Origin of the sequence: Amycolatopsis orientalis DSM 40040 = KCTC 9412, from assembly GCF_000478275.1 — a bacterium.
Classification (GTDB): Bacteria; Actinomycetota; Actinomycetes; order Mycobacteriales; family Pseudonocardiaceae; genus Amycolatopsis; species Amycolatopsis orientalis.
The window spans coordinates 35826-48953 of the sequence record NZ_ASJB01000096.1 but is presented as its reverse complement, the minus strand read 5'-3'; the positions used below and the strand labels follow the sequence as shown (position 1 = coordinate 48953).

16 protein-coding genes are annotated in these 13128 nt (G+C 69.7%); 10 read left to right on the top strand and 6 right to left on the bottom strand.

Translation table 11 applies throughout. From position 1 onward, the window contains the following. Nucleotides 1-7: 7 nt before the first annotated feature. Complete coding sequence (locus L324_RS38545) at nt 8-391, top strand: DUF6401 family natural product biosynthesis protein (RefSeq protein ID WP_037320774.1); 384 nt, start codon at nt 8-10, stop codon at nt 389-391. Nucleotides 392-425: 34 nt separating this feature from the next. Here L324_RS38545 and L324_RS38540 read toward each other — a convergent pair whose 3' ends face one another. Both L324_RS38540 and L324_RS38535 read right to left on the bottom strand, forming a co-directional pair. After that, nucleotides 426-1388, bottom strand: a complete 963-nt coding sequence (locus L324_RS38540; protein ID WP_037320772.1) for a mechanosensitive ion channel family protein — start codon at nt 1386-1388, stop codon at nt 426-428. A 96-nt stretch (nt 1389-1484) separates the two neighbouring features. Continuing rightward, nucleotides 1485-1700, bottom strand: a complete 216-nt coding sequence (locus tag L324_RS38535; protein ID WP_037320769.1) for an FmdB family zinc ribbon protein — start codon at nt 1698-1700, stop codon at nt 1485-1487. A gap of 51 nt (nt 1701-1751) precedes the next feature. Between L324_RS38535 and L324_RS38530 the strand changes: the two genes are divergently transcribed. Further along, nucleotides 1752-2876, top strand: coding sequence for an alkaline phosphatase family protein (locus L324_RS38530; RefSeq protein ID WP_037320767.1), 1125 nt, complete (start codon nt 1752-1754; stop codon nt 2874-2876). 28 nt (nt 2877-2904) lie between these two features. On the opposite strand, the gene L324_RS38525 is transcribed toward L324_RS38530, so the two are convergent. Then, entirely contained in the window at nt 2905-3516 is a 612-nt protein-coding gene (locus L324_RS38525; protein WP_235783772.1) for a class I SAM-dependent methyltransferase, read from the bottom strand. A 30-nt stretch (nt 3517-3546) separates the two neighbouring features. Here L324_RS38525 and L324_RS38520 point away from each other — a divergent pair, with 30 nt between their 5' ends. Beyond that, complete coding sequence (locus tag L324_RS38520; protein WP_152547128.1) at nt 3547-4272, top strand: AraC family transcriptional regulator; 726 nt, start codon at nt 3547-3549, stop codon at nt 4270-4272. Between the two features lie 26 nt (nt 4273-4298). Then, the gene (locus tag L324_RS38515; protein WP_037320762.1) at nt 4299-4586 is read left to right on the top strand and encodes an Rv1322 family protein; all 288 of its coding nucleotides are present in this window, start codon (nt 4299-4301) and stop codon (nt 4584-4586) included. 1 nt (nt 4587) lies between these two features. Here L324_RS38515 and L324_RS38510 read toward each other — a convergent pair whose 3' ends face one another. Next, nucleotides 4588-5088, bottom strand: a complete 501-nt coding sequence (locus tag L324_RS38510; protein WP_081736605.1) for a GNAT family N-acetyltransferase — start codon at nt 5086-5088, stop codon at nt 4588-4590. Nucleotides 5089-5128: 40 nt separating this feature from the next. Between L324_RS38510 and L324_RS38505 the strand changes: the two genes are divergently transcribed. Next, the gene (locus L324_RS38505) at nt 5129-5878 is read left to right on the top strand and encodes an alpha/beta fold hydrolase (RefSeq protein WP_037320756.1); all 750 of its coding nucleotides are present in this window, start codon (nt 5129-5131) and stop codon (nt 5876-5878) included. Nucleotides 5879-5982: 104 nt separating this feature from the next. Continuing rightward, nucleotides 5983-7191 carry a glycosyltransferase gene (locus L324_RS38500; RefSeq protein ID WP_037320754.1) on the top strand — a complete coding sequence of 403 codons (1209 nt, stop codon included), beginning with the start codon at nt 5983-5985 and terminating at the stop codon, nt 7189-7191. 64 nt (nt 7192-7255) lie between these two features. Here L324_RS38500 and L324_RS38495 read toward each other — a convergent pair whose 3' ends face one another. Continuing rightward, nucleotides 7256-8092 carry a phosphotransferase enzyme family protein gene (locus L324_RS38495; protein ID WP_037320752.1) on the bottom strand — a complete coding sequence of 279 codons (837 nt, stop codon included), beginning with the start codon at nt 8090-8092 and terminating at the stop codon, nt 7256-7258. Nucleotides 8093-8228: 136 nt separating this feature from the next. Between L324_RS38495 and ctaD the strand changes: the two genes are divergently transcribed. The 4 genes from ctaD to L324_RS38475 all read left to right on the top strand — a co-directional run bounded on the left by ctaD (nt 8229) and on the right by L324_RS38475 (nt 12588). Then, nucleotides 8229-10007, top strand: coding sequence for an aa3-type cytochrome oxidase subunit I (ctaD, locus tag L324_RS38490; protein ID WP_037320750.1), 1779 nt, complete (start codon nt 8229-8231; stop codon nt 10005-10007). Between the two features lie 87 nt (nt 10008-10094). Continuing rightward, nucleotides 10095-11324 (top strand): phosphoserine phosphatase SerB, encoded by a 1230-nt coding sequence (gene serB / locus L324_RS38485; protein WP_037320748.1) that lies wholly within the window; start codon nt 10095-10097, stop codon nt 11322-11324. 74 nt (nt 11325-11398) lie between these two features. Beyond that, entirely contained in the window at nt 11399-12172 is a 774-nt protein-coding gene (locus L324_RS38480) for a peptidyl-tRNA hydrolase (protein ID WP_037320746.1), read from the top strand. A gap of 11 nt (nt 12173-12183) precedes the next feature. Further along, nucleotides 12184-12588: an OsmC family protein gene (locus L324_RS38475; protein ID WP_037320740.1), complete on the top strand. Its 405-nt coding sequence runs from the start codon at nt 12184-12186 to the stop codon at nt 12586-12588. A 131-nt stretch (nt 12589-12719) separates the two neighbouring features. Here the strand turns inward: L324_RS38475 and L324_RS38470 are convergent, their stop codons facing one another. After that, on the bottom strand, nt 12720-13073 hold the full coding sequence (locus L324_RS38470; protein WP_037320738.1) for a hypothetical protein: 354 nt from the start codon (nt 13071-13073) through the stop codon (nt 12720-12722). Nucleotides 13074-13128 lie beyond the last annotated feature (55 nt).

The window sequence follows — 13128 nt, the reverse complement described above, 5'->3', positions numbered from 1 at the left end:
TGGTCGGGTGAAAGATCTGGTGTCGTCCTGGGTGGAATCTTCGGCTCGTAGCACGCTCTCGCGGCTTCACGAGCAGATCGGCGTCGCCGGACTCGCCGCCGCGGCGGCCCTTCCCGGGCTGTCGGCCGTCTTCGACCAGCACTCGGCCGCGGTGCGGGACATCCTCGCGGCGGGGGTCGAAGGTTCGGCGGCGGTCGCCGGGGTGGTACTCCTCGCCGGTTACACGCGAGGGCTGCTCGACGAGGCCAGGACCAAGGGCTGGACGTTCCGCGCGCCGGCCGATCTGACCGCGTGGACCACCAGCGACTGGCTGACCGCTCGCCTGGTCGGGGTATGCTCGCTGGCCGCCACCATGGACGACCCGCGACCGCTGCCGACCGGGAACGGATAGGGCGGCCGGACGCCCCATCCGTTCCCGTCGCAGGTCAGCGGTACTCCGGCGGAGGGGGCATTGACCCACCGGGGGGCCGCTGGCCGGGATCCTGGTGCGGAGGCACCTGACCCTGGTTCGGCGGGAACTGCTGCTGCGGCGCGGGCATCCCGCCACCGGTCTGCATCCCGCCACCGGCCTGCTGCGTCCGGGTCGGATCGGCGGCGTGGTGCCCGGCGGACACCGGCTGGTGGACGGTGGTCTGCTCGGTCGGCACGTCACCCGAGCGGCGTGCGTCCTCACGGCCGCGCTGGTAGGCCTCGGCCTGCGCCTTCGCGGCCGGGATCTCCGCCTCGGCCCGGCCGAGCCACGTCTCCCAGCGCTGCTGCATCGGCTTGATCAGGCCGCCACCGACACCGACGACGGCGATCCCGCCGACCGTGGCGAGCACGGTGATCAGCACCGGCAGCGTGACCGCGGTGGCCACCCCGATCTGGTTCAGCGCGGCGATCGCGCCGAGACCCCAGATGAACACCGAGGCGATGGTCGCGAGCACCTTGCCGTAGGAGACGCCGCCGAGGGCGTTGCCCACCAGGTCCTTGACCGCCTTGGCGATCGCGCCGGCGATCACCACGATGACGATCGCGACGATGGCGCGCGGCAGCCACGCGACGATGTCGTTGAGCAGCGAACTGACCGGGTTCGGACCGAACACGCCGAACGCGAACTGCAGGGCGATCAGCAGGATCGCGTAGTAGACGATCTTGCTGATGATGTTCGACGCGTCGAACTGGCTACGCGCGAGCATCTGTTTGAAGCCGCCTCGTTCGAGCAGGCGGTTGAACCCGACCTTTTCGAGCACCATGCTCACGGCCTTGGCGAGCGCCTTGGCGATCAGCCAGCCGATGAACAGGATGACCAGGAACGCGAGCAGTTTGGGGACGAAGGTGGCGACCGAACTCCAGGCGCTGGACACGCCTTGACCGAAATCGACGGCCGCCAGTGCTGATGTGGCCACTGGACTTGCTCCCTTCCACCACTGGAGGTTCCAGACTGGTGGGAGGGGAGTACCCGTTGGCTACTTCGTCACACGTATAGCCACCCGATCGGGTGGTCAGCCACAGCAGCCGCCTCCGCAGCAGCCACCGCCCCCACCTGCGGGAACAGGGGCGGGACCGGCCGCGGATCCGGTCAGCGCGACGGTGGTCAGGAGCTTGACGGTGTCCTGGTGGCCCTCGGGGCACGGCGCGGGCGCGCCGGACTCGCTCATCGGCCGCAGGAGTTCGAAGGTCTCGGTGCATTCGCGGCAGCGGTAGGCGTAGGTCGGCATGCCCGGCATTATCCCATCTCCTTCCGCCGTCCGGGATGGCAAGCTGGCCGGGTGGAACTGCCTGTCGCGGCGCACGTGCCGCACCTCGGCCAAGTCGTCCCGTCCGTCCTCTCCGCCCTCGGTGCCGCCGAGTTCGCCAACTCGCTGAGCCTCGCCGAGGCGTCCAGCGCCTGTGTCCTGCTCATCGACGGGCTCGGCTGGGAGCTGCTGGCCGAGTACGCCGCCGACGCGCCCGTGCTCACGCAGCTGGCGAAGTCGCCGCTGCGGGTCGGCTTCCCGTCGACGACCGCGGCCGGGCTCGGCGCGATCGGCACCGGGCTGGCCTCGGGGGAGCACGGCCTGGTCGGTTACACCTTCGAGGTTCCGGGTGCGGGCGTCCTGAACGCCCTTCGCTGGAGCAGCCACGTGGACGGCGGCGATCTCCGCGGGGCGCTGCCGCCGCGTGAGGTGCAGCCGCTGCCGACCACGTTCGAGCGTGCGGCGGCCGCCGGGATCACCACCAGCGTGGTCTCGTCGGCGAAGTTCGCGGACACCGCGCTCACCCGCGCGACCCAGTCCGGCGGCCGGTACGTCGGCGTGCACGCGCTCGGCGACCTGGCGGCGTGCATCCTGCGGTGTCTCGAGGCGCGGCCGGCGTTCTGCTGGGGCTATCACAGCGAACTCGACATGCTCGGCCACGTCTACGGGCCGGGTTCGTCGCCGTGGCGGATGCAGCTGCGGCAGGTCGACAGGCTGGTCGAGTCCATTGTGGACGGCTTGCCGTCCGGCGCGCTCCTCGCGGTGGTGGCCGATCACGGGATGGTGACCGTCGAGGGCGCCCTCGACATCGACGAGACGCCCGCGCTGCTCGGCGGCGTCCGGGCCATCGGGGGCGAGGTCCGGGCCCGGCACGTCTACAGCGAACCGGGTGCCGAGGCCGACGTGCTCGCGGCCTGGCGCGAGGTGATCGGTGACCGGGCGTGGATCCTGTCGCGCGACGAGGCCGTCGAGGCGGGCTGGTTCGGGCCGGTCTCCGATCGCGTCCGGCCGCGGATCGGCGACGTCGTCGTGGCGTCGAAGGGTCGCTTCGGGCTCGTGCGGGAACTGGCCGAGGCCGTCGAGTCCTCTTTGGTCGGTCAGCACGGCTCGCTGACCCCGGCCGAACAACTCGTCCCGTTGGTCCTCGCGCGCGGCTGACTGAGCGCGTTTAGCGGGCTAAACGCGCTCAGTGGGGCTTTCGGGCGGAGAACCGCACGGAGCGCTTCGGGACGTGGTCGACCTTGATGTCGGTGAAGCCGGTGGTGGTGAGCCGGGGCCAGAGCGAAACCGGGTCGAGCGCGTTCAGCGTGTCGCCGATGTGGAGGAGCCGGAACGGCACGCTCTCCAAGCCGTCGATCGCGCGCAGGACACCGCCGGGGCGGAGCACGCGGAACGCCTCGGCGAAGATCGCGTCCTGCAGCGCCGTCGTCGGCACGTGATGCAGCATCGTGAAACAGACGACCGCCGAGAACTCGCCGTCCTCGAAGGGCATCGCGGCGCCGTCCCCGTGGACGACCCGCACGCGCTCGCCGAACTCCCGCTGGAGGAGCTCCGCCGACGCCCCGTCGATCTCGACGGCGGTGAGCCGGGGGACCAGCCGGGCCAGCGCGCGGGTGGTCGCGCCGTACCCGGGGCCGATCTCCAGGACGGAGTCGCCGAGATCGAAGCCGGCGACGTTGCCCGGCATCTCCGCCGCGACGGCCTTCGCCCACAGCGCGGAACTGCAGAGTTTGCGGTGCACCAGGTTCATCGGCATGAATCCGAAGCTAGCCGTGACCGGTAGGCGATAGGCTGCCAATCGATGTCGGGAATCGGCCACCTTCCTCCGATGCCGACGGCGATGGTGCTCGGCGAGCTGGACCTGCCCGCCGGCTCCTGGCTTCCGTGGCACGAACACGACGGCCATCAGCTCGCCTGGGCGGCGCGGGGGATCTTGAACGTGAGCGTCGGCGAGCGGCACTGGGTGCTGCCGCCGACCCGGGCCTTGTGGATCCCCGCGGGTGTCCGTCATCGGACCGGCGCCACCGCGCACGCGGCGTTGCGCGGGATCTACGCCGCGACGGACCGGTGCCCGGTGCGCTGGGAGGTGCCGACCCTGGTCGCCGTCCGGCCGCTGCTGCGGGAACTGCTGGAGCATCTCGGCTCGGCCGACCTCGATGACGACGCCCGCCGCCGGTCCGAAGCCGTCGCGTTCGACCTGCTCGAAGCGGTGGACGTCGTCCCGATCACCGTGCCGATGCCGTCCGACGCCCGCGCGCTGACCGTCGCGCGGGCGGTGATCGCCGATCCCGCGGACCGTCGCGGCCTCGCCGACCTGGCCCGCGAGGCGGGCGCGAGTGAACGCACGCTCGCGCGGTTGTTCCTCACCGAATGCCGGACGACGTTCGGCGCGTGGCGGGTGCAGGCGCGGCTGCGCGCGTCACTGCCGCTGCTGGCCGAGGGCATGCCGCTGACCGCGGTCTCCCGCCGGATCGGCTACTCCTCGCCGAGCGCGTTCGTCGTCGCCTTCCGCCGGGCGGTCGGTGTGACACCGGGCGCCTACTTCGGCGGCTGAGCCCCGGCTCCGGATACCGTTTCGGCGTGCCTCGACGTAACCGGCCCGATCGCGGTGGACGCCCAGACCTCGGCGCGTCCACCGGCTGGGCGCGCTCCGAGTCGGCCACGGACGGCGAGTGGCTGGTCCGGACCGTGCCCGGCGCGCAAGCCACCAAGGACTACCGCTGCCCTGGCTGTGACCACGAGATCCGGCCGGGGACCCCGCATCTGGTCGTCTGGCCCGCCGACGACACCGGCGGGATCGCCGACCGCCGCCATTGGCACCGGGCCTGCTGGGACGCGCGGTCCCGGCGCCGGCCCGGTCGCTGGTGAGTCAGCGCCGCATGTGCAGTGACGGTGCTCCTTCGAACTCCTCCTCCGTGTGGATCTTGAATCCGAGCCGCTCGGCGACCCGGATCGACGGTTCGTTGGCCACCATGATGTTGGCGATCACCGGCACCTCCGGGATCTCCCGTTCCGCCCATGCCACGACGGCGGCCGCCATCTCCGTCGCGTAGCCCTTGCCCCAGGCGAACGGCCAGAAGCGGTACGCGAGGTTCAGCACGCGCTCGCCGTTCCACTCGTGATAGCGGACGCCGCCGAAGCCGACGATCACCTCCGGATCGTCCAAAGCGGACACCGCGAGATAGCCGAAGCCGTACTCGTCCCATTGCTTCATCCAGGCGTCGTACAGCTCCCGCGCGCCCTCGACGGTATGCGGTACGACGTTGAACTTGTTCGTCTCCGGATCGGCCTGCAGCGCGACGATGTTCTCGCGGTCCGCCTCGCGCAGCCGCCGGAGCAACAGCCTCTCCGTCTTGATCTCTGTCAGCACGGTTCCGACGGTAGCGCCAGGGTGCGACAGAATTATCGCCATGACGGATCTCCCGCTGGTACTGCTGCACGCCTTCCCCGTCGACGCCCGTATGTGGGACGCGGTGCGCGCACCGCTCTCGGCGCGCCTCCGGCTGATCACCCCCGACCAGCGCGGGCTCGGCCGCAGCCCGCTGCCGGAAACCGACCGGGAGCCGGACCTGGACGACGCCGCCCGCGACGTCGTGGCGCTGCTCGACCGGCTCGAACTCGACAAGGTCGTGCTCGGCGGCTGCTCGATGGGCGGCTACCTGACGATGGCGGTGCTGCGCGCCGCACCGGAACGCGTGGGCGGACTCGTGTTCATCGACACGAAGGCGACGGCCGACACCCCCGAGGCCGCGCGAGCCAGGCACGACGTAGCGGCCCGGGTCGAGGCGGAAGGCGCCGGCTGGCTGCCCGAAGCCGTCACGCCGGGACTTCTCGCCGAAAAGACCCGCGCGGACCGGCCGGAGGTCGCCGAACGGCTCGGTGAACTGATCGCGACACAGCCTCCGTCGGGGATCGCGTGGGCGGCGCGCGCGATGGCGGCGCGGCCCGATTCGGTCGAAACCCTGCGCTCGGCGGACGTTCCGGCACTGGTCGTCGTCGGCGAAGAGGACGGGCTGACCCCGTTGGACTCGGCGAACACCCTGGTGGAGACGCTGCCGGACGCGACACTGGTCGTCTTGCCGGAGGCGGGACATCTGACGCCGCTGGAGGATCCGGCCGGAGTCGTCGAAGCGATTTTGGGCTGGTACCCCGCGAAATAGCGGCTCCCTCGCCCCTTTGAAGGTATAGCGGACACGGGGGCTTGCGGCAAGCCCCCGTTCCCGGTCCACAATTCCCCCTTCACATTTTCCGAAGGGGGATTCCCATGCGTGTACTCCTGTCCACCATCGGGACAAGGGGTGAGGTCCAGCCGCTGGTGGCACTGGCGGTGCGGTTGCGGGAACTGGGCCAGGACGTCCGGCTCTGCGCGCCGCCGGATTTCCGTGAATGGGCCGAAGGTCTCGGGATCTCCTTCGCGCCGCTGGGGCCTGAGCTCCGGTCGACCGCGAAGCCGGATTCCGCGATGACCAAGGCGATGGCTTCACCGGAGGGGCGCCGCGAGATGGCCGAGGCGATGGTCGTCGACCAGTTCGAGACGCTGCCGGAGGCGGCAGAGGGTTGCGACGCCGTCGTCGCGGGAATGGCGTTGAACATCGCCACCCATTCGGTGGCGGAGTGGAAAGGGATTCCGTATTTCTTCACCGCTTATTGCCCGATAACGCTGCCTTCACTGCACCATCGTCCGCCCGTTTTCGCGGGATGGGCGCCGGAGAATCCCGATGCCGCCATCCCGTCCTTGTGGGCCGAAGACGCGCAACGATGGAACGGGCAGTGGGGCGGTGTGCTCAACGCGCGGCGGAAACCGCTCGGCCTGCCGCCGGTCGACGACGTCCGCGGGCACATCTTCACCGAGGGGCCGTGGCTGGCCGCCGATCCGGTACTGGCGCCGTGGCGGGGGCCGTCCGCGCTGGACGTGCACCAGACCGGCGCCTGGATCCTGCCGGACCACAGCCCGTTGCCCCCGGAGTTGGAGGCGTTCCTCGACGCCGGGGAACCGCCGGTCTACTTCGGATTCGGGAGCATCCGCGCCCCGGAGGACATCGCGAAGGCGATGATCGAGGCGGCGAGGGCGCACGGGCGGCGGGCCGTCGTGTCCCGCGGGTGGGCCGAACTGGCGCTGATCGACGACGAACCCGACTGCGTCGCCGTCGGGGACGTCAACCAGCAGGCGCTCTTCCCCCGGGTCGCGGCGGCCGTGCACCACGGTGGCGCCGGCACGACCACGGCGGCGACCAGGGCCGGGGTACCGCAGGTGCTCGTCCCGCGGATGTTCGACCAGCCGTACTTCGCGGAGCGTGTCCGCGATCTCGGGATCGGGACGTCGATCACCGGCGAGCCGGACGCGGAGTCGCTCACCCTCGCCCTGGCCGAGGTGTTGCGGCCGGAGGTGGCCGAGCGAGCGCGCCGGGTCGGTGCTGAGGTCCGGACGGACGGGGTCGAGGTGGCGGCGGAACTCCTGCTGGCGGCCGTCTAGCCCCTTCCCGCGTTTCGTCCTCTGGATGCGGTGGTCGGCAGTGCGAACTACCGCGTCCAGAGGACTAAATGCGCCGGAAGTAGCGCTCCAGAGCCGCCTCGGCCTCTCCGCGTCGCTCGGGAAACCGCTGGGCGATCACGTACCGCCAGGCGACCTCGAACAACCGGCGCAGCCCGAGGAACGGCTCAAGGGACGAAGGCGCGACGTCGGCCGGGTACGCGGAGAGAGCCGAAGCGCCAAGGTCCGCGTAGAGGACGGCCAGGTCCCAGCCGAGCGGTCCGCGCCAGGTGTCCTCGAAGTCGAGCCAGCACGGTCCGGCCGCCGTCGCGACGACGTTCCCCCGATGGGCGTCACCGTGCAGCGGCCGGGCACCGTCCGCCGGAAGCGTCGCCGCGACCCGTGCGAGTTCTTCGCGCAGCCGGGGTGCCGCGCCGTCCATCGTGTGACCATGCCGCTCGAGAAGGGCCCTGAGGTCATGGACCGGCCCGAGTTCGGGCAGTTCGCCGGGGTAGTCCGCGAGCGCGGCGTGCACCCGGGCGAGCGACTCCGCCACCTCTCGCGGCGACAGGGTTTCGCCCCGTTCATGGGGCGTGTAATGCCAGAGAGTGACCGGCAATCCGTTGGCGAAATGCGGGCCTGCCGGGGGATCCGTCGTGGGTGAGACGACGAGCACACCACGTTCCGTGAGGTACTCCGACAGTGCGACATCGCGTGCGAGCCAGTCCTCGGGGGACCGCCGGGCGAGGCGCGTCGTGCCCGGCACCCGCGCCACCACCGGACCCAGTCTCACCAGCACGTTCGACTTGAAATGCAGGACATCGGGGGTGCCCGTCGGGAGCCCGTACCGGTCACCGACGGCGACCGCCGCGGCCACTCCCGCACGCGTGTGTTCGTCGGTCACGGCGCGATCTTGCCAGCCGGTGCGCGCGACTGTCGGTAGTGAGGGCTACGATCCCCACTAGCCGTCGGAGTGGGTCCCGAACCCGCCCCGGCGACCGGAAATTGACCACCACAAGGTTTGAGTGTTGGAGGCAGGAGTGACGGCCGTAGCCCCCAAGCCGATCGCCACGCGCCCGTACCCCGCGCGCGAGTCGGTTAAGGGTTCGTACCTGCTGCGGTTGTTCCGCACGACGGACCACAAGCAAATCGGCATCATGTACCTGGTCACGTCGTTCGCCTTCTTCATGGTGGGCGGCGCGATGGCCATGCTGATCCGTTCCGAGCTGGCGCGTCCCGGGCAGCAGTTCCTTTCGCAGGAGCAGTACAACCAGCTGTTCACCATGCACGGCACGATCATGCTGCTGCTGTACGCGACGCCGATCCTCTTCGGCTTCGCGAACTTCGTGCTGCCGCTGCAGATCGGTTCGCCCGACGTCGCCTTCCCGCGGCTGAACGCGTTCTCGTACTGGCTGTACCTCTTCGGCGGCCTCATCGTGATGTCCGGCTTCCTGACCCCGGGTGGCGCCGCCGACTTCGGCTGGTTCGCCTACACCCCGCTGTCGGACGCCATCCACTCGCCCGGCGTCGGCGCCGACCTGTGGATCTCCGGTCTGGTCGTGTCCGGTCTCGGCACCATCCTCGGTGGCGTCAACATGATCACCACGGTGGTCTGCCTGCGCGCCCCCGGTATGACGATGTACCGGATGCCGATCTTCACCTGGAACATCCTGGTCACCAGCATCCTGATCCTGCTGGCCTTCCCGATCCTGACCGCGGCCCTGATGGGCCTGCTGGCGGACCGGCATCTCGGGGCGCATGTGTTCGACCCCGCGAACGGCGGCGTGATCCTCTGGCAGCACCTGTTCTGGTTCTTCGGCCATCCAGAGGTCTATATCGTCGCTCTACCGTTCTTCGGGATCGTGTCGGAGATCTTCCCGGTCTTCAGCCGCAAGCCGATCTTCGGTTACAAGGGCCTGGTCTGGGCGACGCTGGCGATCGCCGCGCTGTCGGTGGCGGTGTGGGCGCACCACATGTACGCGACCGGTGCCGTGCTGCTGCCGTTCTTCTCCTTCATGACCTTCCTGATCGCGGTCCCGACCGGCGTGAAGTTCTTCAACTGGATCGGCACGATGTGGAAGGGCCAGCTGTCCTTCGAGACGCCGATGATCTTCTCGATGGGCTTCATCGTCACGTTCCTCTTCGGCGGTCTGACCGGCATCATGCTGGCCGCGCCGGCGATCGACTTCCACGTGTCGGACAGCTACTTCGTCGTCGCGCACTTCCACTACGTGCTCTACGGCACGATCGTGTTCGCCACGTTCGCCGGGATCTACTTCTGGTTCCCGAAGATCACCGGCCGCATGATGGACGAGAAGCTCGGCAAGTGGCACTTCTGGACCACGTTCATCGGCTTCCACGCCACGTTCCTCGTGCAGCACTGGCTGGGCGCCGAAGGTATGCCGCGGCGGTACGCGGACTACCTGCAGTCCGACGGCTTCACGACGCTGAACACGATCTCCACGATCGGCGCGTACATCCTCGGTGCCTCGACGCTGCCGTTCATCTGGAACGTCTTCAAGAGCTACCGGTACGGCGAGATCGTCACGGTGGACGACCCGTGGGGCTACGGCAACTCGCTCGAATGGGCGACGTCCTGCCCGCCGCCGCGGCACAACTTCACCGAGCTGCCGCGGATCCGTTCCGAGCGTCCGGCGTTCGAGCTGCACTACCCGCACATGATGGAGCGCATCCACAAGGAGGGTGAGATCGGCTTCTTCGGGAAGCAGAAGGTCAACACCCACCGGGCGCCGTCCCAGCTGCTCACCGAGGCGGCCATGCCGGGTGACCACTCCAAGGACAACTCCAGCGAGAAGTGACCCGATAAGCGGAATCGGCGCGTGCCTTGCCTCACACAGGGGCAAGGCACGCGCCTTTTTCGTACCGGGCTGAGGGAGACTGACCCCGTGACGCAGACACCAGTTCTCATCACCACCACCGGTCCCGACAAGCCGGGTGTGTCCTCGGTGCTGTTCGCCGTGCTGTCGCGCCACGACGTCGACGTCCTCGACGTCGAGCAGGTCGTCATCCGCGGCCAGCTGGTGCTCGGCGTGCTCGCCGGGGTCTACCGCGACCCCGAGGGCCTGCAGGAGTACGTCGAGCAGGCGATGGCGTCGGTCGGGATGCAGGTCGAGGTGAAGATCGGCTCGGCCATCGGTGCCGACCCGTTCGCCATCGGCCAGAAGGACTCGACGCATGTCCTGCTGATGCTCGGCCGTCCGGTGACCGCGCGGGCGTTCTCCGACGTCGCGCGCCGTCTCGCCGCGCTGGACGTCAACATCGACTCGATCCGCAGCGTCGCCGACTACCCGGTCACCGGGCTGGAGCTGTACACCTCGCTCGCCCAGGACACGCCGGAAGCCGACGCCGCCTTGCGGACCGCGCTGGCCGACGCCGCCGTGGAGGCGGGTATCGACATCTCGGTCGAGCGGGCCGGACTCGCCCGCCGGGCCAAGCGGCTGGTCGTCTTCGACGTCGACTCCACGCTCATCCAGGGCGAGGTCATCGAGATGCTCGGCGCGCACGCCGGTGTCGAGCCCCAGGTCCGCGAGATCACCGAAGCCGCGATGCGTGGCGAGCTGAACTTCGGTGAGTCGCTGGAGCGCCGCGTCGCGCTGCTGGAAGGCCTTCCGGAGACGGTGCTCGACGAGGTCGCCGCGTCGATCGAGCTCACCCCCGGTGCGCGCACGACCATCCGCACGCTGAAGCGGATGGGCTTCCGCTGCGGGGTCGTTTCCGGCGGCTTCACCAAGATCATCCAGTCCCTCGTGGACGACCTCGGCCTCGATTTCGCCGCCGCGAACGAACTCGAAGTGGTCGACGGCAAGCTCACCGGCCGGGTGGTCGGGGAGATCGTCGACCGCGCGGGCAAGGCGACGGCGCTGCGCCGGTTCGCCGAGGAGTACGAGATCTCGCTGGAGCAGTGCGTCGCGGTCGGCGACGGGGCGAACGACATCGACATGCTTTCCGTCGCCGGGATGGGCGTCGCCTTCAACGCGAAGCCCGCGCTGCGCGAGGTCGCCGACACTGCGCTTTCGCACCCGTACCTCGACGCCGTGCTGTTCCTGCTCGGCGTCACGCGGGGCGAGATCGAAGCGGCCGACGCGGCCGACGGTCTCGAACTGTCACGGCCATGAGCGAGCTTGCGAGCGAATCATTCAACACAGGGCCCGCTCATGCGACGCAAAGCGACCCACTACGAGGAGTAGGCATGAGCGTGCTGGAGCCGCTGGCCGCGCGCTACGCGTACTGGCTCGGCCTGCCCGCCGAGGACACGGTGGACACCTCAGACGAGGATCCCGCCGAAGTCCGCGCGATGCCGGTGATCCTGCGGATGGAACGCGCCGAACCGCCGTCCCGCACCGCCCTGTTGGAGGCCGCCGCGGCGGCCGCTGTCGCGGTCTGTCTCGACGAACGCGCCGAGCCCGAGGGCGAGTGGCACGATCCGCTCAAGGCGTGGGTCGACGGCCGGATCCGCAAGGTCGCCCGCCGTGCGCGGGGCGCGCATTGGCAAGCGGTGCAGGAACTGCCGGGCATCACGATCGAGGTCGACGGCGCCGAAGCACGGGCGTTGCTGCCCGGCCGCGTTGTCGACGCGCCGAAAGAGGTCTCGCGGCTGCAGATCTCCGGGAGCGAACTCCCGGCCGACGAGCCGGGGCCCGCGCCGGACAGTGTGCCGCGGCTGCTGCTGAACCCCGAGGTCTCGATGACCGTGGGCAAGGGCGCGGCCCAGGTCGGGCACGCGACGATGATCCTGGCCTCGCTGCTGGACGAAGCCGAACGGGCCGCCTGGGCCGAGACCGGCTTCCGGTGCTCGGTGCGGACGCCGCCGGTCGCGGTCTGGAAGGCGCTGTGCCCGATCGAGGATCCGGAAGGTTCTTGGCGGCGCGACGGGGTTGTCGCGGTCCGGGACGCGGGCTTCACCGAGGTGGATCCGGGGACGGTCACCGTCATCGCTCAGCGGGTCATGGCAGCGACGAGCTGAAAGGGAAGATCGTGTCCTTGGAAGTCCAGCGCGACGGCGAGCACCGCTTCGTCGGCCGCAACGAACGCGGTGCCGAGGTCGTGATCGGCCGCAAGGGCGCCGAGGGCGCCTTCTCGCCGTCCGAACTGCTGCAGATCGCGGCGGCGGGCTGCTCGGCCGTCACCGCCGAGAACCTCATCACGCGCCGGATCGGGGAGGACTCGAAGTTCCGGGTCGGCGTGACCGCGGACCAGCGCGAAGGCGCTTCGGAGCTTGACGCCGTCCATGTCGCTTTCGACGTCGACGTGTCGTCGCTTTCCGGGGAGGACCGTGAGGCGCTCGCGGCTGCGGTGGACCGCGCCATCGAGCGGCTGTGCACGGTGAGCCGGACGCTGAAGAAGGGCATTCCCGTGACCGAAAGCTTCCCGGCTGAGTAGGTGCCCGGATGCCATGAAAGGTCCTTTCCTTGCGAAATTCGCAAGGAAAGGACCTTTCATGGCACTTGGCTCCAGTGCTTGATGGGGTGCGGACCGTCGCAAGTAGTCGACTACTTGCGAGGTACACGGGGTCAGTGTTTGGCGGGGTGGCCTTCGGCGCTCCAGACCACGTACGCCTCGTCGGCGTCGGTGGTCATGGCCTCGATGAACTTCTCGTTGTCGAAGCCGGGCAGCGTCTGCAGCCGCTCGATCAGCGCGTCGGCGGCCGGGTCGCCGCTGGGGATCGCGGTGCCCTTCCCGTCGGTGCCTGCGAGCATGAAGAAGACGTCTTCCTTCCACGGGCCTTCAGGGATCACTCTGACCACCACCGCGGACAGCTCGGACCACGTGACGGCTTCCTCGCTTCCGTCCGCGAGCTGGCGCCGCACTCCGGTGTCATCGACGCTGACGGTCCGGGATTGTGCGTTGGGCGACTCGTGGGACAACCGGTTCTCCCTGTCTTCGGCGTTCCGTTAACGGTACTCGGCCGTGTCCCAGACC

What these genes read in the sequence shown, in the direction of transcription:
- L324_RS38480 (WP_037320746.1), top strand. Translation starts at nt 11,399, where the DNA reads ATGAGCGTGCTGGAGCCGCTGGCCGCGCGCTACGCGTACTGGCTCGGC.
- L324_RS38520 (WP_152547128.1), top strand. Translation starts at nt 3,547, where the DNA reads ATGCCGACGGCGATGGTGCTCGGCGAGCTGGACCTGCCCGCCGGCTCC.
- L324_RS38500 (WP_037320754.1), top strand. Translation starts at nt 5,983, where the DNA reads ATGCGTGTACTCCTGTCCACCATCGGGACAAGGGGTGAGGTCCAGCCG.
- L324_RS38505 (WP_037320756.1), top strand. Translation starts at nt 5,129, where the DNA reads ATGACGGATCTCCCGCTGGTACTGCTGCACGCCTTCCCCGTCGACGCC.
- L324_RS38535 (WP_037320769.1), bottom strand. Translation starts at nt 1,700, where the DNA reads ATGCCGACCTACGCCTACCGCTGCCGCGAATGCACCGAGACCTTCGAA.